This is a genomic window from Holophagaceae bacterium (assembly GCA_016720465.1).
Taxonomy (GTDB): Bacteria; Acidobacteriota; Holophagae; order Holophagales; family Holophagaceae; genus JANXPB01.
Genome location: JADKKO010000004.1, coordinates 1,509,113 through 1,529,260 on the forward strand (window position 1 = coordinate 1,509,113; position 20,148 = coordinate 1,529,260).

The following is a 20,148-nucleotide window of genomic DNA, read 5'->3' on the forward strand; positions in this document are numbered from 1 at the left end:
GGAGGCCTCCAGGCGCCACAAGGGCCCCAAGGGGCCCTCGTCGCTTTGAGTCTATTTCAAAATAGTCCGGGGTCAGGCCGTTTTGGCAAAATATGCCGTTGCGACAAACTGATCCGGTCCTGGAGATTTTCATGAACGTGCATTCTTGACGGCCCCGCTTCTGCTCTTTCCGGGCCAGGCCACCGAATCGATCGGGATGTCCGAGGGCTGGACATCCAACCCGGAATGGATTGATACCATGGCGGAAGCCGAGGCCACCACGGGGTATGCGCTGCGCGGCTGGATGTCCCATGGCCCCCTGGAAGCGCTCCGCGCCCAGCGCCACGCGCCCTGCGTGGTGCTGGCCCACTCCGTGGGGCTGTACCGCGCCCAGCGGGCCGCTGGAATGCCGCTGCCCGCAGGCGCCTCGGGCCATTCCATGGGCTTCTTTTCCGCCATCGTGGCCGCGGAGGTGGTTCCCCTGGCGGCCACCCTGGAACTCATCAATGCCACCGAAGACTGCGCCGAGGCCCGCTTTCCGCCTGGCCAGATGGGCATGGCCTTCGTCATCGGCATCAGCGAGCCGGAAATCCGCAAGATCCTGGACCGGCATCCGGAACTGCTGTTTTCCAACATCAACGGGAAGGCTCAGTTCACGGTTTCAGGGCCGCGGACCGCGCTGCACGCTTTCATTTCAGAAGTGACCCCGGATTCGTTGAAATGCGGGCTGCTGCCGGTGCGGCATCCGCTTCATTGCGATCACATGGCGCCTCTGATCCCCCGCATCAAAGCGCGCCTGGAGGCCTGGGTCCCGAAGGATCCTGCCTTTCCGCTCATCTCGCCCCTGGACGGACGCCGTCTGGAGGGGGGCTTCGAAGCCTGGGAAGAAACCATCGTCAGCATCGCCTCCGCTGTGAACTGGCCGATGGCGGTGATGGGATTGAAAGGATTGCAGGGGGAGGCAGGGCCATGCTTCGAATGCGGTTTTGGATCGCAGTTGAAGAATCTGACGGGTTGGATCGACCGCGGCTTGAGGGTCGAAAGCCTCCAGCAGCAACACTCCTGGAAGCGATGACCGCCGCTGGCCGGGGTACCTCCGCCGCGCCCGCAGGCCGAAAGCAGCCCAGGAAACAGGAATCGGAACCTCCTGCTCCTAGCAGCCAACCCGAATTTGGCCTAGGATCGAGTTCTTCCAATCCCTTTTGATCGACCCACCCCACCTTTGGCACCGGCCTCTTCCGACCATGAACCCTACCCATCCGGCCTTCAGCGACGAACTCGCGTACCAGTGCACGCAGGAGCTCTACCGGTGCCTGGAGGAAGTGGGCAGCACCAAAGGCGTGCTGTATCTCCGGGTGCCGAAAGGCTTCGCGGATGAAGGCGCCTTCCAGAACGTGTGCGAGTACGGGTGGCCCCGGGGCAGCCACGCGCCTGCCAGCATTCCGGCCCAGGATCCCCTGCTGATCTGGGTCCAGAGGGAGAAACGCGCCTTCGCGGTGAACGATCCGGAAGAATTCCAAGAGTTGGATCCATTCTCAAGGGGGTCCAACGATCCCCGGTTCCTGCTCGCGCCCATCTACCTGAAAGGGGATTGGGTGGGGCTGTTGATGCAAAGGGACCGGAACAAGGGCGTGCATTACGACATCGACCACGATGAAAAACCCACGCTCAGGATTTGCAATGATGTAGTCGAGACCCTCAGGAAATTCAGGCTTTATGGGGAAGCGGCGCCTCCAGCCCCGAAACCCATGCCCAGGAAAGGTCCCGTCGGCTCCACCATGCCCATGCCGACCGTCCAGACCCCGTTGCCCGGCGCGGGCCTGATTCCGGAAATCCTCGATTCCGGATCAGCCCAGGCGCACCAACCGGCGCCTTCCAGGGATCGTCCCCATGGCGCCCCCAAGCCATCCAAGAGGGAGAGCTACGGCCAGTTGCCCTGGGGGCATGAAACCAATGCCGGGATCCAGCCGATGGCCGCCCCCGAACCGCTCCCGGCGAGCGCGGCCGCGGATCCCGGCGCCGATGCCCTGGATGAGGGATTCGTGGACACCAAGCGCCGCAGCATGCCTTCCCAGGAGCAGAAGGAATTCTTCTGGCAGGCCGCACGGCTGCTGTTCCGGATGTTGCCCCTGGATGCAGCCGCGCTCTGGATGGATGAGCTTGATAAGCTGCGCCCCCTGCTTGCGTTCAGCGACCGCCCCCTTTCTGCGGAGCTGCAGCAACAGTTGCTGGCCCATGCGGCCACGATCCTGCCTTCGGTGAAAAGGGAGGACCTCCGCATCCTGGCCCGCCCTGAAAAACGCGAGGTGATGCCTTTGGCGGGATCCTTCGCGACCTTTGTTTCGCTGCTGCTTGGCGATGCCGTGAAACCAGCGGAGGGGGGCAGGGATCTGCTTCTGCTGTTCAGGCTTTCGGACGAGCCGTTCACAGAAGCCGAGCTGGCCTTGATCCGCCAGGTGGGAAACCTGCTCAGCCTGCACCTGGAAGAAGGGCGGCTCCACGAGCGCTACCACCGCGCCTTCCTGTCCGTGAGCCACCGCATCCTGAAATCCGGCGAAGGCCGCTCGCCCAAAATGAAGGAGCACAGCCTCAACTGCGCGAAGCTCTCCCGCGGCGTGGCGCTGCGGATGGAACTGCCCACCGAGGACGTGGAGGCCATCAGCATCGCGGCCATCCTCCAGGATGTGGGCTCGCTGCTTCTGGATCCGGCAATGATGGCCAAACCTGAGCTGAGCGCGGCGGAGCTGGCCAAGGCCCGGACCCATCCGGTGCTGGCGGCGGCCTTCCTGAAAGGGCTCCGATTCCCCTTCGATGTGTTGAAGATCATCCGCCACCACCACGAGCGCTGGGATGGCAAAGGCTATCCCGACGGCCTCGCAGGCGAGGAAATCCCCATCGGAAGCCGCATCATCGGCCTGGTGGAAGCGTTCGACGTGATGACCACCGGCAAGGGCTACAAAGCTCCCAAGGCACTGGCCAAAGTCCTGGATGAGCTCCGCCGTGAATCAGGCCACCAGTTCGACCCGAAGACGGTCGAGGCGCTCATCTCGGTCGTGGGGAAGGGGAAATAGGAACTCACGCGCCCCCATCGGCACCCTACACTTGAACCATGGCCCATCCCTCGCCCAGAAACCCAGCCACACGCGTCGACTTCCGGCGGGGGGACGGCTCCGCCCCGGGGACGGATGCCCGGCAAAGGCAGCGGGGTTTCGTCATGGCCATGCTCATGGCCCTCATCACCATCATGGGGATTATGCTCATGAAAGGAATTCCGGCCATCAGCACCGAAGTCCAGCGTGAGCAGGAAGCGGAGCTGATTTTCCGCGGGGAAAGCATCGCCAAGGCCATCCGGCTCTTCGCCGCGAAATCCGGACGGTATCCCATGGCGCTGACGGAACTTGAATCCGTGCGGCCGCGCATCATCCGCAAGGTCTACAAGGACCCCATGACCGAATCCGGCGAATGGGACCTGCTCTACGCAGTCCAGCCGGGCGCCACAGGCGACACCCGCAGCCTCCCCATCGTCGGGGTGAAGAGTAAAAGCCAGAAGGACAGTTTCAAGATCTACAACAATAAAACCATTTACAGCGATTGGGCCTTCACCGCCACCAGCAACCTGCTCGGCCTGCCTTCCGGCGTTCCGGCTCCGGCGACCCCCGGGGACCCGGGCTCCGGGAAGGATGCGGGCTCCCAGGATAGTGGCGGGGGTTCACCAGCCAAGCCCGGGGGCAAGGGTTGAGGACTGCGAGGCGAAGGCTCTTCCTGGCCTCGGCGCTGGTGGTGGCCGCGGCTGTGGCCGTGGGGGTCCATGCCCGCGGCCGGGCGGCCTTCGCCCCGGCCTCGGCCTTGGCATCGATGCCCGGCCCCAACGAGACGTTCGATGCCTGGGCCCGGCGGCTGGAAGCCAAAGGTGTCGAGGTTTCGGCTGGAATCTGGGATCTCCAGAGCGGAAAGCTCCTGGAGTCCCACAACCCTGATGCGGCCTTGCTGCCCGCCAGCACCACCAAAATCATTTCCACCTATGCGATGCTGCGGATCTGGAAGCCGGATTTCGAGTTGAGGACCGAAATCTTTGGCAACCTCAGCGGCAACACCGTGCGCGGCGATCTGGTCATCAAGGGGGGAGGCGATCCCTTCCTCACTTCGGAGCGCATCTGGGTTCTCGCCCAGGACCTCAAGCGCCTGGGCGTGTATCGCGTGACGGGCCGCCTTCGGCTGGACCAGAGCGCCTTTGACAGCCAGCGCTACGCCCAGGGTTGGGAGAACACCAGCGCCAACACGACGCCTCCCATCTCGGCCCTGGCAGTCAATTTCAACCGCGACGAACGGGGCAATCTGGTCGTGGATCCCGATGCCCTGGCCTACACCACGTTTCAACGCGTCTTCCAGGAAACCGGCATCGCCTTCGACGGCCTCCAGACGAACGAGCCGCCCGCCCGGAAACTCATGGATTTCCCTTCTCCGCCCTTGCGGATGCTGATCCAGGACATCAACAAGTTTTCGAACAACTTCATGGTGGAGATGCTCTTGAAGGCCCTGGGCGATGGTTCCTGGCCCTCGGGGGTCGCCAGGGTCCAGGCCTTTTATCAAACCAACTACGGCCTGGGGCCTGACAAGATCCGCTTCACGGATGGTTCTGGCCTCAGCAAGGACAACCGGCTGTCGGCGCGGACGCTGGCGGTGGTCCTGCGCGGCGCTTGGAATGATTTCGAGGTGGGTCCGGAATTCCAGGCCTCCCTGAAAGTCATCGGCGGCGAACCGTGGAGGCTGAAGATCAAGGACCCGAACCTCGCCCGCCGGGTGCGCTGCAAGACCGGCCATTTGAGCGGCGTGGACACGGTGTGCGGCGTGATCCAGATGCCCGATGGAAAGTTGAGGGTCTTCGCCATCCTGCTCAACGGCAAGGCCAATGACCAGGATGTGTGGGAGCAGGTCAGCCGCTGGGCGAACTGATATCCAGCGGAACTGCTGCCATGCTGGACGCATGCGGACGAGCGACCACAGCACGGGGCTCCTGGTGACCATCCTCGGCGCCGCTTTGCTGGGTTTCGCCGGAATCTTCGTGAGGTGGTCGGCCCCTGCGAGCCCGGTGATGGTGGGCTTCTACCGGATGGTGTTCGCCCTGCCGGGGCTGTTGATCCTGGCGTGGCGGAGCCCGAAACGGGAGGGCGTCACGCCGGAGGCGGAACGCCGTGGGACCCTTTGGGCCATCGCGGCGGGACTCTGCTTCACGGGAGATCTCTGGACCTGGCATGCGGCCATGAACTACACCACCGTCGCCAATGCGACGTTGCTGGTGGGCCTGGCTCCGCTGTGGGTGGCCCTCATCTCAGTCGCCTTCATGTCCGTGCGGCTGCGCAAGCGGTTCTGGGCCGGACTTCTGCTTGCCTTGGCCGGAGCCCTGGTCCTGGGTTTTGCCAAAGGCGCCAGGTGGGGCACGGGGAGGGGCGAGCTGCTGGGCGGGATCGCCTCCCTCTGGTACGCGGTCTTCACCCTGGCCATCGCCAGGGCCCGGGCCCACCTGAGCGCGCTCATGGCGCTGCTCTGGGTCGTGATCACCTGCCTGATCGGCTTCGGCCTCATCGGGGCGGTCCAGGGCGCCGCCTTCAGCGGATTCCCATCGCAGGCCTGGCTTGCCTTGGCGGGTCTGGGGTTGGTGGTGCAGGTGCTGGCCTGGTGGCTCATCACCTGGGGCCTGGGCCACGTCAGCACGAGCCTGGGCAGCGTTGGACTGCTCACGCAGGCCATCGCCACGGTCCTTCTCGGCTGGATGCTTCTGAGCGAACCGGTGAAACCGCTCCAGGGCATCGGCGCCGGATTGATCCTGGCGGGCATCGCCATGGCCGCGTTGGCTCCGCCGGTACCCAAATTCAAGGCCGGGTGAGGGGCGCGTTATTCCGGCGTGAGCACGCCGCGATCCTCGCGATAAGCGAACAGTTCCCCGAAACGGCCCCACGTCACCAGGGTGCCGAACGTGTTTTCGAGGTTTTCCATGGGGAGCCTCACCGTGAGCTCCGACAGCAGTTCTTCCTTGGATAATTCGCCTTCCCTCAACTCGATGAGGTCCCTCACTACGCGGAACAGCTTGAGGTCCAACAATTGGGCCTTCCAGATTTCCTTGCGGCTGTCCATGTCCGCCGCGACGAACCGCTTTCCCAACTGCGTCAATTTGACGTTCCGGCGGGGGGTTTCCACCAGTTCGAGCATTTCGGCGCTCTTGACGATCGGCAGCACCTTTTCGAAGGGGACATGGGTGAGGGAGACCACCTGGAAGAGGTCGCAGCTGCCGCCCTGCTGGGTATCGAGGAATTCCAGCAGGCCCAGGATGTCGCCGGTGTTGGCGAAGGGCAATGGCTCGATGATGTCATTGTCCAGGTCCTGGGTCACGGTGGTGATCGAGACGTCAGGCAGTTCGGCCGATGCGATGACATCATGGAGCTGGTCCACGAGCCGCCGGAATTCGCTGCTGCGGGGGTCCCGGGGCCGGGGCAGGGGGATGTCCACCACCGTGCGGATGGAACTGGGCATGCCGCCCAGCACCGCCACCCGATCCGCCATCAGAACGGCCTCGGAGATGCTGTGGCTCACCAGCACGATGGAGCTGGGATTGATGTCGGCGTTGCTCCAGATATCCAGGATTTCCTGCCGGAGGGCCTCGGCAGTGAGCGCGTCCACCTGGCTGAAGGGATCGTCCATCACCAAAATTTCCGGATCCACCGCCAGAGCGCGGGCCACGCCCACGCGCTGCTTGATGCCCCTGGAAAGCTCCCGGGGGAAGGCTTCCTCGAAGCCCTCCAGGCCCACCTTCTGGATGGCGCTGGCGGCTTTCTCCCGGACCTCTTCTTCGGGCAATTCCCGGGCCCGGAGCACCATGCGCACATTCCCCTCCACGGTCATCCAGGGCACCAGGGCGAAGGTCTGGAAGACCATGGCCACGCTGAGGTTGAGGCCGCGCAAACGTTCGCCATGCCAGCGGACCTCGCCCTTGGTCGGGTTCAGGAGCCCCGACATGATGCGGAGCAATGTTGATTTTCCGCTGCCGTTGGGCCCCACCAGGCAGAGCACTTCGTCCGGCTTCACCGATAGATTGAAATCCTCCAGGACTCGCTTCACCTGGCCCTTCGGCCCGGGGAACCGCATTTGCACACCTTTGAGCTCGCAGAGGTACATGGGTCACCGATCCAGCGTGTAGCGCGTCTCGGCCATGCGATAGAGCGGCAGCCAGACGATGCGGTTGAATAGCACCACGATGCCGGCCATGAGCAGGCTCGAGGCGGCGATGAGGGGGATGCTGTGGGCCTCGGTGGCCAGCTGCAGTTGGCTGCCCAGACCGAAAGTGGAGTAGGTCTGGCCTTCGCCGCTCACGAATTCCGTGAGGATGCTGGCGTTCCAGGCGCCGCCGGTGGCCGTCACCCAGCCCGTGACCATGAAGGGGAAGATGGCAGGAAAGTACAGCGTGGTGAACCGCTTCCAGCGCGTCAGCCGGAAGGCCTTCCCCATCTCCCGCAGATCAGAGGGGATGGCCTGCGCCCCCGCGATGATGTTGAAGAGCAGGTACCACTGGGTGCTGACAACCATGAGCAGGACGCTGGAGGCGCCCAGTCCGACGTGGAAACGCAGCATCGAAGCCGCGATGGCCGCGAAGAGCAGGCTGACCGGATAGCTCACCACCACCTGGACCACCGGTTGCAGCCGTTTGGCCCATTTGGGATTGAGGCCGATCCAGAGTCCGGCGGGGACCGTCCAGAGCGTCGCCAGCAAGGTCGAGGCCAGGACCCGTGTCAAGCTGATGCCCCCAGCCTTGAAGAGCCTGGACCAATCCTCGCGTCCCACCAGAGCCAGGATCTTATAGAGTTTCAACCCGCCTGCCGCCAGGAATAGGAGCAGGAGCAGCAGGGTGCCGGCGGCCAGGAATCCGATGGCGCGCCGCCTTTGCTCGGGTTCCCTGGGCAGTATTTTGGGCAGGTCCTTGGGATTCGGGATCCGTTTCATCAATCGCTCGGTGCGGAAATGTTCGAGCCAACGCAGCAACCGCGAACGGCGGAAGATGCTCAGGATCAAACTTTTCGGTCGCTCCGGGTTGAGGCTTTCATCCATCTGGAAACCCTGGGCCCAGGCCATGACGGGGCGCCAGAGCAAGCGGTCCAGGGCCACCACCAGCAACAGCATGGCCACGATGGCGCTCCACTTCGCCGTGGTGTTGCCTGTTTCGACGGCGGTCTGCATGTAGGCGCCGATGCCCGGCAGCCGGAAATTCTGATTTCCGGTGCTGAAGGCCTCCGCGGACATCAGGAAGAACCACCCGTTGGCCACGCTCACCATGGAGTTCCATGAAAGACCCGGGGTCGCATAGGGCAGCTCGATCCAGCGCAATTTTTGGTACCAGTTGAGTTGATAGGTACTGGCCAACTCCTCCATTTCGGGTGGAAGGGTCTTCAAGCTCTGATAGAAGCTGAAGATCATGTTCCAGGCCTGGCAGGTCACCAGGAGAATGGCCGCTGAAAGCTCGAGGCCGATGTTGTTCCTGGGAAAAATGGCCAGCATCGCGATGATCACCGGCGGCAGGAAAGCGAGGATGGGCACCGACTGGAGGATGTCCAGGATCGGGACGAGAAAGCGTTCGGCGATGGGGTCTTTCGCGGCCCAGTAGGCCAGGGTGAAGGTCAGGCTGAGGCAGATGCAGAAGGCCACGGAGGCCCTGACAATGCTGAACAGCATGTATTTGGGGAGTGCCGAGAGCCGCAGGTCGATGTCCACCAGAGGCCGTTGCGCCCCGGTCCATTCCCGGCCGACGATCACCAATCCGTACAGGATGCCGACCAGGGCCACCAGCACCAGCAAATCCAGGTAGCGCTTCCGCTTGGGCGCGAAAAGCGCGTTGGCCTGGCCCCACATGCTGTTGAGGATGCTGTTGATCATCGCTGAAACCCAAAGGTCTAGGGAGGCGAGCCTGGATCCTGGTGGAAGCAGGCCAAACCATTCCGCCGCCGCGTGACCAGGACGCTATGGCCTCCGTCTACCCATCCAAGGAGCGGGGCCTCAGTTCCCGGCGCGCGGCCTGGACGACGGAGGTTCAGCGATCGTGGAGCCACTTCCCATCGCAACCTCCTTTCCGTCAAAGCCATGGCCAGGATGGCCTGCCCGGCATCCTGCGGTCAACAGTCCAGAAAGGTTTTAGTCAGCCTGCTGCCGGAGCAAGGCCGAAGGTCTTCCGGCCTGTTGCGAAGCACCCACCATTTAGTGGACCTAGGGACGAGGGACGGATTGGAGGAGCTGCGTGATCACTTGATCCGTCGTCAAGCCATCGGCTTCGCTTTCATAGGTGAGCAGCAGGCGATGGCGCATCACGTCAGGGGCCAGGCTGATCACGTCGTCCGGCAGCACGTGGTCCCGGCCGGCCAGGAATGCCAGGGCCTTGGATGAACTCTGCAAGGCCAGCGAAGCCCGGGGGCTGGCGCCGCAACGGATGTTCTCCCGGCCTTTCCACTCCTTGCCGTGCCCGGGGCGGGTGGCCTGGACCAGTTTCACGATGAAGTTGCGGATGGCGTCGTCCAGGCGGACCCTCGCGGCATGCTGGCCCAAGGCAAGAATCGTGGGGCCATCGGCGATCGCCCTCACAAGCTCTTCGTTCCCATCGGCCCTGCGGAGAACTTCAACCTCCTCGGCGGGCCCGGGGTAATCGACCCGGAGTTTGAACAGAAACCGGTCCATCTGGGCTTCGGGCAACGGGAACGTGCCCTCCTGCTCCAGAGGATTCTGCGTGGCCAGCACCAGGAACGGGTCGGGCAGCAGGAAGCTTTCATCGCCAAGGGTCACCTGGCGTTCTTCCATGGCCTCCAAAAGGGCGCTTTGGACCTTGGAGGGGGCCCGGTTGATTTCGTCCGCCAGCAGCAGATTGGCGAAAACGGGTCCTCTTTTGGGGGTGAAGGTCAGGTTTTTGGGATCGAAGATCAAGGTTCCGATCACATCGCTGGGGAGCAGGTCCGGGGTGAATTGGATGCGGCGGAAAACCATCCGGCTGGCCCCGGCCAAAGTCTTGATGGTGCGGGTCTTGGCCAGGCCTGGCAGGCCCTCGAGCAGGACATGCCCCCGGCAGAGCAGGGCGACCAGAAGCCGGTTGAGCAGGAGATTCTGCCCGACGATGACCTTCCGGCATTCAGCCAGCAGGGGTTCCATCGGAGATGCGGCGGCAGGAGTAGGCATGGACATCAGGGTATCGGAATCAGGGCGGGGATTGGGTTCAATCCAGCTAGGCGTGGTTCCAGCACCTTCGGAATCGGGGAGCTGGCAGCTTGCAAGACTTCAGGTGGGCAATTATTTCTTCCTGTTTATTCTAACTAAATCGTATTGCATGTAGCCTTATCTTTGCTGATACTCTGCCTAATGCTTTAATCCTCTCCTGCTCCAAAAAGCTTTTTCACCCGTAGTGCGCCCGTTCTTTTTCATCTCGTTCTGGCCGCAAGGTCTGGATTTTTTCTAGGAGGCTCCATGAGCAACCCCAATCCGAACTTCCGGAATGCGTTAGGCATTTCGGCTCTCACGGCGTTTTCGCTGGTGATGATCGGCTGCGGCGGATCGTCATCGTCGGCTCCGGCGGTGGCGACCAATGCGGCCCCCAGCGCTCCGTTGATCACCACGGGCCCGACCTCGGCGGTGACCAAGCACCAGTACACGTACAACCTTTCGTCGGTGGATCCCGAGGGCGATGCGATCACGTATTCGCTGTCGACGGCCAATGCCGATGTGAGCATCACGGGCAGCGTTCTGACCTACAAGCCCAGCGCGCCGGCCTTCGGCGGGGCTCCGGTGAACGTGACGCTGTCGGTGGTGGCCAGGACACGCACAACAACACGTCGCCTTCGGGTTCGGTGACGGTGAATGTGATTCCGAACCGGGCGCCGGTGTTCTCGAGCGGGAACAGCATCCAGACGATCGGGAATGGGGCTGCGGTGCCGGGGACGTTCACGTACGCGGCGTCGGCGGTGGATCCTGATACGGATACGGTGACCTACGCGGTGAAGGCGGGTTCGGTGTCGATCGTGGACAACGCGGGATCGCCGGTGGCGGTGCCTTCGACCTGGACCGGCGGACTGCCCCCGATCGCGGCGGGCGTGGTGTCGTTCCCGAACCTGTCGGTGCCGGTGGGCAAGACGTCGGTGACGGTGGGATTCACGGTGGTGGCGAGCGACGTGGTGGCGTTCGGGGGAGCGATCCTTCAGAGCGCGCAGTGACCGCGACGTACTTCAGCGGGAACACGGCTCCGATCATCACGAGCACGTCGATTCCGGGAGTGCCGCAGAACCATGGCATTCCGGTGAATTCGAGCGTGCCGCCGTACCAGTTCAGCGCATCGGACACGGCGGGGGATCCCCTGACGTGGTCGTTGGTGAGCGCGCCGGCGGGCTTCTCGCTGACGTCGGGCGGCGTGTTGACGTGGAGTTCGAATTTCGCGACGGGATCTGATTTCGCGGTGCGGACGATCACGGTGAAGGTGACGGACGCGGGCGGGCTGTCGGACACGAAGACGCTGCAGATCAACATCGTGTCGGACACGAAGCCGAACTTCACGACGCAGACATACACGGAGACCGTGACGAACGTGCAGTTCCACGATCCTTCGAACCTGCGTCAGAAGATCACGGGCTATAGTTTCTTCAATTTCCTGGACACGAATGCGGCGGACCGGGAGTACTACGCGGATCCGAGCAGCTCGATCAAGGGGTGGCGCGCGGGCGTGACGGCGACGGACGCCGAGAACGACGTGGTGGTGTACAGCGTGAAGACGAATTCGGTGTTCCGGTTCGGCTCGCCGTACGTGGCGACGACGGATTCGAATGCGTCGCCGGCGGGCGGGCGGTATCCCTATGTGGTGCCGGGGCCGACCGCGGACACGTCCGGAACGGGCGTGGTGCGGAATCCGGGCGAGATCGTGTGGCGTCCGGGCCGCAACCTGGGGAACCCCGGGACGAACGGAGCGGTGCTGAACACGGGCATCAACACGGACGCGCTGACGGGCTCCGTGGACGGGACGCCGACGCATGATCCGGCGAACTGGTCGTTCACAGTGGTGGCGCAGCAGTTGATCGGGACGACGGCGACGCCGGGCCAGTTCAACGAGACGACACTGACCATCAAGGTGCAGCCGAACCACCAGCCCTACATCGGAGCATTGACGACGATCAACGTGCCGGCCATCACGGCGGGCGTGAATGTGGGCGCGGGAACGGCAGTGGTGCCGAACGTGGGCCGTCCTGCGATCCAGGAGCCCGTGGCGAGCGACACGAGCACGCCGGGAACGCCGAGCAAGTGGATCTGGGCCATCAACACGCCGGGAGCGGCGAGTTCGGACACCACCATCGGGGATCCGAACACGAACGGATTCCATGGGCACCAGGACGCGATCCAGGTGTTCTTCGGAAGCGCGCCGTACAACACGGTGAACGGCATCGGCGTGCTGACGGTGGGCAACTACCCGACCTTCGACACGACCGGGAACTACCCCGCGGTGCTGACCTCCGGAACGATTCCGAACGGCTTCTACAATCCGTGGCTGGGCGCGGTGCCGAGCCCCGCGACCTACACCGTGGCCTGGGCGCCGATCCGGATCCAGTACCAGCTGGGCCGCTACCTCTATTGCTTCACCGGAACCCCGAACGCCTACAACTTCCCGTTGAAGGTGGAAGACCAGTACACGCTGTCGAACACCGCCGCGGTGAACATCTTCCCGATCTTTGGCACGGTGAAGTTCTTCAACAGCCGCTTCCGCTTCCGCCTGGATGACGGGTCGGATGAAAGCTGGGCCTTCCCAAGGGGCTTCTATAACACCGCCGGCAATTTCTTCAGCGCCTACAGCGCGGTATCCGGAGCTCCTCCCCGCTACACGTTCAACTACTTGCCCATCGGCGTGAGTTCGGCGTCCGGCAGTGCTGAAATCCTGACCAGCAGCGGCACGTCGACTTACGGTTCCAACCTGTTCGGCCGCGCCAATCCCAGCGTGCTGGGGGCTGCAGCCTCAGGCTATGGCAGCTACGGCGGCGGATACCTGGCTCCTGGCCAGTGGGGCGGCACCGCGCAACTGACCGCAGGCAACTGGCACACGCTGGACGGCTTGAATGTCAATGGCGATGAAGTGAACGCCTTCCTTTCCCCCGGCAACCCGCTGAACACCCTGTTCAACCCGGCTTCCCACGCGGCTGGCATCCCAGGCACAGGCGGCGGCACGACGGCCACCTACACCCAGTTCAAGGGCTCCGCCGCGGCGCCCATCTCCATCGCCCTGGATGGCTCCCCGTACACCAACAATGAAGCCGACGCCCGCGTCATTCCCTCCAACTCGCCCTACCTCTTCAATGCCAGCGGTCTGGGGCTGCCCTATGGCGGGTACGGAGCCATCGCGCCGTACTTCGATGGATACCTGTGGGGTAACAATGTCCGTTACCCAGATCTCCCGGCCCAGGGTGGCGTGGACGGATACTTGGCTACGGGCTTCTTCGGCAACTATTACCTTGGCCGCGCCTATGCGTACCCCATCCAGTGGGCCGCGGGTTGCGCCCAGAGCGAAGTCAACTACCAGCAGGTCCTGGGCGGCCGGGCTGTGTACTTCTCGGATACCTGGAGCAATTTCAACTTCTTCCCCGATGTGGATGACACCTCGGTCAATACGCCTGGTTGGAACCCCGACGCGCGTCTGCGCCTGAGCTTCACCTGGCCGACCCTGGTGACCAACTCGGCCGCGGGCTACCCGGTCTCGGGCAGCGCCAACACCTGGGGCACCACCGATGTCATGCAGGTGGCGACGCCCAACATGGGCGGCCGTTCGCGCTTCTTCTTCACGGGCAATTACGTGGGGACTTCGGAGTCCGATCCCCTCAACTACTGGAAGTTGGGCTACGCCCAGTCCACGGGGCTGAATTTCACTAGCAATGGCGCCATCGACGCCATCAGCCAGCCGATCCATGTGGTGACCAATTCCCTGTGGCTGCCAGCCGAGGCCGCGGGCCACTTCAACCTGCTGAACACCCTCACCACGCCGGCGGGCGGCTCGGGCTACACGGATCTACCCTTCACCGGCATCCGCGGCTACGTGCATCCGAACATCTCGGTCTGGCCTTTCTTCGCTCCGTTCACCGCCTACTCGGCCGGTACACCTTACGGCCAGAACGCCATCATTCCTGATGCGAACGTGTGGGCCGCGAACTACCAGGACACCTTCTCCGCCCTGGCCGTGGATTGGCATGTTGGCAACCTGACCCAGACCGCCTACGTCGACGACAACAATGTCAACCCAGCCCTGATCGAGACGGGAAGCGGCGACAACGCCTTCTTCCTGTGGATGAAGCAGGATCCCACCATCCTGGATGCCTACGGCACCTACGCGGGTTCCTACCTCAGCGGCGGCGTGTCCACGACCCTGGCGGTGGGCGGCCACACAGCCGCGCCTGATTTCTGGATGGACTACGGCCTGACGGACACCCAGTCCCAGGTCTCCTTCTCGGAAATCGGCACCCAGCTCGGCGGCGTGAACCAGGCCATCAACAGCGGCATCGGGATGACGGGCTGGAACATCACCCAGTTCGAGCAGCTGCGGTCCCTGGCCGCCGCTCCCGCCCAGTATGGCAATGCGCCCCGGGCCAGGCTGGTGGATCCTGCCCATAACGCCACCGCCCTCGGCTACGCGTCCGACAACCGCATCGAGACCTTCGATACGGCCACCGCGCCCACCTACGACGGCATCGTTTCCAACAGCCTGATCGTGTATGCCATCCAGAACCGCGGCACGGATGCCTACGGCAACTCGCTCCTGGGCGAGGCGGGCATCGAGCCCGGCGCGCCGGTGCTGGCGCAGTGGTGGAACAACCTGACCCACACGGATGCAGCCGTGGCTGACTTCCCCGAGGTCCTGCTGAACTACACCTCCAGCTTCCTGCCTTCCGGCTACCAGGAAGTCGTGGAGCTCAAGCACAACTACATCGGCAAACTGATGTACCCACAGGTTTCCCCCGCCGGGACGCCCATCCAGAAAGTCGTCCTGTCGGCCGGCATCATCGCCCCCAAGGGCGATGCGCTGCTGAACAATGCCATTCCCGTGGTCACCCCGGTCCGCCAGTTGGCCATCAATGACATGAAGATCAACACGGCCACGGGCACGACAGCCATCGGCACGAAGCTGGATATCTTCAACGGCACCGCGGACTTGAGCGCGAACGGTCTGGCCTTTGGATCCCCCTTGGGCGGCATCCCCAGCTACAAGCTGACGGATGGCAATAGCCGGGGCTCCGACAACCGCCTGCATGGTGATTCGAACATCCAGATCACCTGGCAGCCGGGCGTGAACGATCTTCGCAATCCCAGCGGGTACGAGGTCACCCTGTACACCCCCAACCTCTTCCAGAATCCTGGATTGGGTTGGATCGCCATCCAGAAGGTGCGGGTCCCCCACAAGGGCGGCATCGGTGCCATCCAGACCCTGAACCTGCCCAGCTTCCGCGCTATGGATACCATGGATGCCTGGACGCCCGTCGCACCCTACAGCTTCACCTATGCGGTGAAGGTGCGGAACATCTGGATGAACGGCAACGAAGGTCCGGACAGCAAGGGCTTCGACATGGCGAAGGAACCCAATGCCAGCCGCTTCCCGATGGCCTGGGCAGACTGCCTGTCCGGCGTGTTCGTGGTCGACTTCGGTCCTGGCAATCCGCTCTATCCGAAGGTCGGTCCCTCTGGAACCAACGCCGCTGGACTCGCCTCCGGCGCCACGGGCCCGACGGGTCCGCGGTTCTCTGACCGCCACATTGGCGGCGGCCCCATCGGCGCTTCCGGGGGCCAGACGGATCTCCGCCAGAAAAAAATGACCCCAAGCCGTCGTCCGGTTGCCGCCAGCATCACCGGCCCCACGGGCGGACAGTCCTCTGACCGCCACATCGGCGGCGGCGGCCCCGTGGGCGGCGGCGGCTTTGGCGAGGGCAGGAGATAATTAAGTCCTACAAACCTGTATCGCACATGATCAACATTGCCCCCGCTCCGGCGGGGGCTTTTTCGTGGCAGCAAAGAGGTGAAGCGGAAAATAGTTCATTTCGACCGAGGGTAGGCGGTGAAACCGGGTGGGTCTCGGTGCTAGGCTCACTGCATCAAGGAGCCCACCATGCGATCTGCCGTCATCGTAGAAGCCAAGCGCACGCCCATCGGCCGCGCCATCAAAGGCAGCACCGCCGCCACGCGGCCCGAGACCATGGGTGCGCTGGTGATCGAGGCCATCAAGCCGCTGTTGAAGGACTGGAGCGCACTTGAGGATGTCATCGTCGGCTGCGCCATGCCCGAAGGCGAACAGGGCATGAACGTGGCCCGGATGATCGCCTTTCGCGCGGGCCTGCCCTTCACCTCCAGCGCCACCACCGTGAACCGCTTCTGCGGGTCCAGCCAGGAGTCGGTGCTCATGGCGGCCCGGGCGATTCTCGCCGGAGCCGGCGACCTGTTCCTTTCGGGCGGCGTGGAATCCATGTCCAAGGTGCCCATGGGCGGCTTCAATCCGAGCCTCGATCCCTGGCTTTCGGAGCACTATCCCCAGGCCTATTGCTCCATGGGCATCACCGCGGAAAACCTGGCCAAGGAATATGGCATCACCCGGCGCGAGCAGGACGAATTCGCCTACAACAGCCACCAGAAGGGCGCCGCCGCCTGGACCGCGGGGAAGTACGCGAAAGAAACGGTGCCCTACCACACCAAGAATCTGGAAGGCAAGGAAGTGACCGTTGACCGCGACGAATGCGTGCGGGGCGACACCTCCCTCGACAAACTGGGCGAGCTCAAGGCGGTCTTCCTGAAGGACGGGAGCGTGACCGCCGGCAACAGTTCGCCGCTGACCGATGGCGCGGCCTTCCTGCTGGTCATGGAAGAGGAGGCGGCCAAGGCTGCCGGCCTGAAACCCCGCGCCCGCATCCTGGGAGGCGCCGTCGCGGGTGTGGAGCCGGATCGCATGGGTATCGGCCCTGTGCCTGCCACCCGGAAGGTCCTCGGCCGCCTGGGCCTCACCCTGGACCAGATCGATGTCATCGAATTGAACGAGGCATTCTCAGCGCAGAGCATCGCCGTGATCCGCGAAGGAGGCTTCGACCCCGCCAAGATCAACGGCTGGGGCGGCGCCATCGCCATCGGCCATCCGCTGGGCTGCAGCGGCGCCCGCATCCTCACCACACTGCTGCATCGCCTGGAGGACAGCAAGGGCCGCTACGGCCTGGCCACCATGTGCATCGGCGGCGGCCAGGGCATCGCGACGGTGATCGAGAGGATCTAGTCCACAGATTCCATTGAAAAAATATCAATCCACAGATTCACACAGATTTTTCGGGGAGCATGTGAACGCGAGGGATCCGCAGACCTACGCGATTATTGGGGCCGCGATGGAGGTCCACCGTGTGTTGGGGTGTGGATTTCTTGAAGCGGTCTACCAGGAGGCGCTGGCCATGGAATTGTCGCTTAGAGGTATTCCCTTTCAGCGAGAAGTGGTTATTCCAGTGATGTATAAAGGCTCCATGTTATCGGTGGGTTATCGTGCGGATTTCATTTGTTTCAACCGGGTCCTTGTTGAGTTGAAAGCGATTTCAAAACTTGGCTCGGTTGAGGAGCGGTGTCCGGTCCTCCAATGGTGGGGGCGGACATGCCCGGGGGGGGGGGGGGGGGGGGGGGGGGGGGGGGGGGGTTTGAATCTGTGGAATCTGTGAAATCTGTGGATAGAACATTTTTACAAGAATCGGTGGATTAGAGAGAGGGCAATCATGGACATCAAAAAAATCGCGGTACTTGGTTCGGGCGTGATGGGCAGCGGGATCGCGGCCCACGTGGCTTCGGCGGGCTGCTCGGTGGAACTGCTGGACATCGTCATCGATGACGGGGCTCCGGACAAGCTGGCGGAAGGCGCCATCGCGGGACTGCGCAAGAGCAAGCCCGCGCTGATGATGCATGAGTCGTACTTGAAGAAGATCCGCCCGGGGAATCTGCGGGACCACCTGGACCGCCTGGCGGATTGCGATTGGGTGGTGGAGGTGGTGAAGGAGGATCTCCAGGTCAAGCGCGATCTGTACGCACGGCTGGAGCAACACCTGAAACCGGGCGCGTGGATCAGCTCGAACACATCAGGCATTCCCTTGAAACTCCTGGTCGAAGGCCGCGCCGAGGCTTTTCAGAAGCACTTCGTCATCACGCACTTCTTCAATCCCGTGCGCTATCTGCGGCTGCTGGAATTCGTGAAGGGGCCGGATGTGGACCCCGCCCACGCGGCGGAATTCGGCGCCTGGCTCGAAGAAAAGCTGGGCAAGGAAGTGGTGCCCGCTTTCGACTCGCCCACCTTCATCGGCAACCGCATCGGCATCCACGGCATCATGTCCGTGCTGCACCTGGCGCTGGCGGAACACATTCCATTCGAAGTCATCGATTCGGTGCTGGGCGACGCCGCGGCCCGCGCCAAGTCCGCGTCCTTCCGGACCGCTGACCTGGCGGGCGTGGACATCATGTCGGCCACCGCCAAGAATGTGTATGACCTCTGCCCCGGCGATGAAGCCCACGATGTTTTCAAGCGCCCCGACTATCTCCAGTGGATGCTCGACAACAAGCTGCTGGGGAACAAGACCAAGGGTGGATTCTTCAAGAAGGGCGAGAAGGACGAGAAGGGCAAGAAGACCTTCCTGGCCCTGGATCCCGCCACCCGCGAATACCGGCTTCAGATCAAGAAGGATTGGCCGATCCTGAAAGAGTTGAAGGGGATCGACGACCCCGCCGAGCGCGTGCGGACCCTGCTCACCAGCGACAGCGAGGCCGGAAAGCTGGCCTGGCGCTGCATCGCGCCGAACCTCACCTATGCGGTGAACCGCCTCGGTGAAGTCACCGACCTGCCCCTCAACGTGGACAACGCCATCAAGAACGGGTTCGCCTTCGACCTCGGCCCCTTCGAGTTGTGGGACGCGCTGGGAGTGGACCGAGTGGTGGCGCGCATGGACTTCGAGGAATTGGCCGTTCCCGACCTCGTGCGGAAAATGCTCGCCAAGGGCATCTCCAGCTTCTACCAGTGGGAACACGGCGTCGCTTCGGCCCAACTGGATCCAAGATCCTTGAAATTCGTGCCGATCGCCGAAGACAAGAAAATCGTCCAATTGAAGCGCGAGATCGGCCGCGGCAAGGTCATCGCCGAGAATTCCTCGGCGCAGCTCATCGACATCGGCGACGATGTGGCCTGCCTTCAGTTCCGCACCAAGATGAACGCGCTGGACGACGGCATCGTGATGCTCATGGAAGATGCGCTCCAGAAGCACATCCCGGGCAAGTTCAAGGGCCTGGTGCTGGGCAACCAGGGACAGCATTTCAGCGCCGGGGCCAACCTGGTCTTCGTGCTGAACGCCGCCAAGGACAAGCAGTTCGACCTGATCGAGGAGGCCTCCAGGCGCCTGCAGTACGCGGCCAGGATGCTCACCTACGCGCCCTTTCCCACGGTGGCGGCGCCCTTCAACCTGGCGCTGGGCGGCGGTTGCGAATTGACCATGGCCTGCCAGCGGGTGGTGGGCCACGCGGAGCTGTACTTGGGCCTGGTGGAGGTGGGCGTGGGCGTCATCCCCGCAGGCGGCGGCTGCCTGCAGATGCTCCTGCGCATGGAAGAGGCCCTGAAGGCCAAGGGCGAACTGGGGCCCATGCCCAAGATCAAGGCGGCCTTCGGCTTCATCGGCACGGCCAATGTGAACACGAGCTTCGACGAAGCCCAGCGCAACGGGTACCTGCGCCGCACGGACCGGCGGGTGATGAACAAGGCCTTCCTGCTGAACGATGCGAAACAGGAAGTCCTGAAAATGGCCGCGGAGTTCAAACCGGTCGAGGAACGCACCTTCAAGCTGCCGGGGCTCGGCGGCGTGGAAGCCCTCAAGAGCGCGGTCAAGGATTTCCAATACCAAGGCCTGGCTTCGGAACATGACGCCATCATCATGGGCGAACTGGCCTACATCCTTTGCGGCGGCGATGTGAGCCCCGTGCAGGAAGTCACCGAAGAACGCATCCTAGAACTGGAACGCCAGGCCTTCGCGCGGCTCTGCGGCTATGAAAAGACCCAGGCCCGCATGGACAGCATCCTCACCAAGGGCAAGCCGCTGCGGAATTGAAACCCATTATTTTCACGCCGCCATCCCGATACCA

The 20,148-nt window shown here is 63.3% G+C and carries 14 protein-coding genes; 11 read left to right on the top strand and 3 right to left on the bottom strand.

What is annotated here, in order from left to right; all coding sequences use genetic code 11:
* The first annotated feature begins 145 nt into the window (after positions 1-145).
* The 5 genes from IPQ13_13955 (at position 146) to IPQ13_13975 (ending at position 5,863) form a co-directional block, all read left to right on the top strand.
* Positions 146-1,054, top strand: coding sequence for an ACP S-malonyltransferase (locus tag IPQ13_13955; protein ID MBL0211994.1), 909 nt, complete (start codon positions 146-148; stop codon positions 1,052-1,054).
* A gap of 169 nt (positions 1,055-1,223) precedes the next feature.
* Complete coding sequence (locus tag IPQ13_13960; GenBank protein ID MBL0211995.1) at positions 1,224-3,050, top strand: HD domain-containing protein; 1,827 nt, start codon at positions 1,224-1,226, stop codon at positions 3,048-3,050.
* Between the two features lie 143 nt (positions 3,051-3,193).
* A complete protein-coding gene (locus tag IPQ13_13965) occupies positions 3,194-3,718 on the top strand; it encodes a hypothetical protein (GenBank protein MBL0211996.1) in 525 nt (174 codons plus the stop codon).
* Positions 3,715-4,932: a D-alanyl-D-alanine carboxypeptidase gene (locus IPQ13_13970; protein MBL0211997.1), complete on the top strand. Its 1,218-nt coding sequence runs from the start codon at positions 3,715-3,717 to the stop codon at positions 4,930-4,932. Before IPQ13_13965 ends, IPQ13_13970 begins: the two co-directional genes overlap by 4 nt.
* Before the next feature lie 31 nt (positions 4,933-4,963).
* A complete protein-coding gene (locus tag IPQ13_13975) occupies positions 4,964-5,863 on the top strand; it encodes a DMT family transporter (protein ID MBL0211998.1) in 900 nt (299 codons plus the stop codon).
* A gap of 8 nt (positions 5,864-5,871) precedes the next feature.
* On the opposite strand, the gene IPQ13_13980 is transcribed toward IPQ13_13975, so the two are convergent.
* From IPQ13_13980 to IPQ13_13990, 3 genes are all read right to left on the bottom strand, one after another.
* Complete coding sequence (locus IPQ13_13980; GenBank protein ID MBL0211999.1) at positions 5,872-7,149, bottom strand: nitrate/sulfonate/bicarbonate ABC transporter ATP-binding protein; 1,278 nt, start codon at positions 7,147-7,149, stop codon at positions 5,872-5,874.
* Between the two features lie 3 nt (positions 7,150-7,152).
* Positions 7,153-8,898, bottom strand: coding sequence for an ABC transporter permease subunit (locus tag IPQ13_13985; GenBank protein ID MBL0212000.1), 1,746 nt, complete (start codon positions 8,896-8,898; stop codon positions 7,153-7,155).
* A 327-nt stretch (positions 8,899-9,225) separates the two neighbouring features.
* Positions 9,226-10,188 (bottom strand): MoxR family ATPase, encoded by a 963-nt coding sequence (locus tag IPQ13_13990; GenBank protein ID MBL0212001.1) that lies wholly within the window; start codon positions 10,186-10,188, stop codon positions 9,226-9,228.
* A 279-nt stretch (positions 10,189-10,467) separates the two neighbouring features.
* On the opposite strand from IPQ13_13990, the gene IPQ13_13995 reads away from it, so the two are divergent.
* The 6 genes from IPQ13_13995 (at position 10,468) to IPQ13_14020 (ending at position 20,114) form a co-directional block, all read left to right on the top strand.
* Complete coding sequence (locus IPQ13_13995; GenBank protein ID MBL0212002.1) at positions 10,468-10,851, top strand: hypothetical protein; 384 nt, start codon at positions 10,468-10,470, stop codon at positions 10,849-10,851.
* Positions 10,848-11,210, top strand: coding sequence for a hypothetical protein (locus IPQ13_14000; protein ID MBL0212003.1), 363 nt, complete (start codon positions 10,848-10,850; stop codon positions 11,208-11,210). The genes IPQ13_13995 and IPQ13_14000 overlap by 4 nt, the downstream gene beginning before the upstream one ends.
* Entirely contained in the window at positions 11,207-15,952 is a 4,746-nt protein-coding gene (locus tag IPQ13_14005; GenBank protein ID MBL0212004.1) for a hypothetical protein, read from the top strand. Before IPQ13_14000 ends, IPQ13_14005 begins: the two co-directional genes overlap by 4 nt.
* A gap of 168 nt (positions 15,953-16,120) precedes the next feature.
* Complete coding sequence (locus tag IPQ13_14010; protein MBL0212005.1) at positions 16,121-17,269, top strand: thiolase family protein; 1,149 nt, start codon at positions 16,121-16,123, stop codon at positions 17,267-17,269.
* Between the two features lie 106 nt (positions 17,270-17,375).
* Positions 17,376-17,696: a GxxExxY protein gene (locus IPQ13_14015; GenBank protein MBL0212006.1), complete on the top strand. Its 321-nt coding sequence runs from the start codon at positions 17,376-17,378 to the stop codon at positions 17,694-17,696.
* A 54-nt stretch (positions 17,697-17,750) separates the two neighbouring features.
* A complete protein-coding gene (locus tag IPQ13_14020) occupies positions 17,751-20,114 on the top strand; it encodes a crotonase (protein ID MBL0212007.1) in 2,364 nt (787 codons plus the stop codon).
* The last annotated feature ends 34 nt before the right edge of the window (positions 20,115-20,148 follow it).

Excerpts from the sequence above, each read along its gene's own strand:
- IPQ13_13965 (MBL0211996.1), top strand. The coding sequence starts at position 3,194 with ATGGCCATGCTCATGGCCCTCATCACCATCATGGGGATTATGCTCATG.
- IPQ13_13960 (MBL0211995.1), top strand. The coding sequence starts at position 1,224 with ATGAACCCTACCCATCCGGCCTTCAGCGACGAACTCGCGTACCAGTGC.
- IPQ13_13980 (MBL0211999.1), bottom strand. The coding sequence starts at position 7,149 with ATGTACCTCTGCGAGCTCAAAGGTGTGCAAATGCGGTTCCCCGGGCCG.
- IPQ13_14010 (MBL0212005.1), top strand. The coding sequence starts at position 16,121 with ATGCGATCTGCCGTCATCGTAGAAGCCAAGCGCACGCCCATCGGCCGC.
- IPQ13_13990 (MBL0212001.1), bottom strand. The coding sequence starts at position 10,188 with ATGTCCATGCCTACTCCTGCCGCCGCATCTCCGATGGAACCCCTGCTG.
- IPQ13_14020 (MBL0212007.1), top strand. The coding sequence starts at position 17,751 with ATGGACATCAAAAAAATCGCGGTACTTGGTTCGGGCGTGATGGGCAGC.
- IPQ13_13995 (MBL0212002.1), top strand. The coding sequence starts at position 10,468 with ATGAGCAACCCCAATCCGAACTTCCGGAATGCGTTAGGCATTTCGGCT.
- IPQ13_13985 (MBL0212000.1), bottom strand. The coding sequence starts at position 8,898 with ATGATCAACAGCATCCTCAACAGCATGTGGGGCCAGGCCAACGCGCTT.
- IPQ13_13975 (MBL0211998.1), top strand. The coding sequence starts at position 4,964 with ATGCGGACGAGCGACCACAGCACGGGGCTCCTGGTGACCATCCTCGGC.
- IPQ13_14015 (MBL0212006.1), top strand. The coding sequence starts at position 17,376 with ATGGAGGTCCACCGTGTGTTGGGGTGTGGATTTCTTGAAGCGGTCTAC.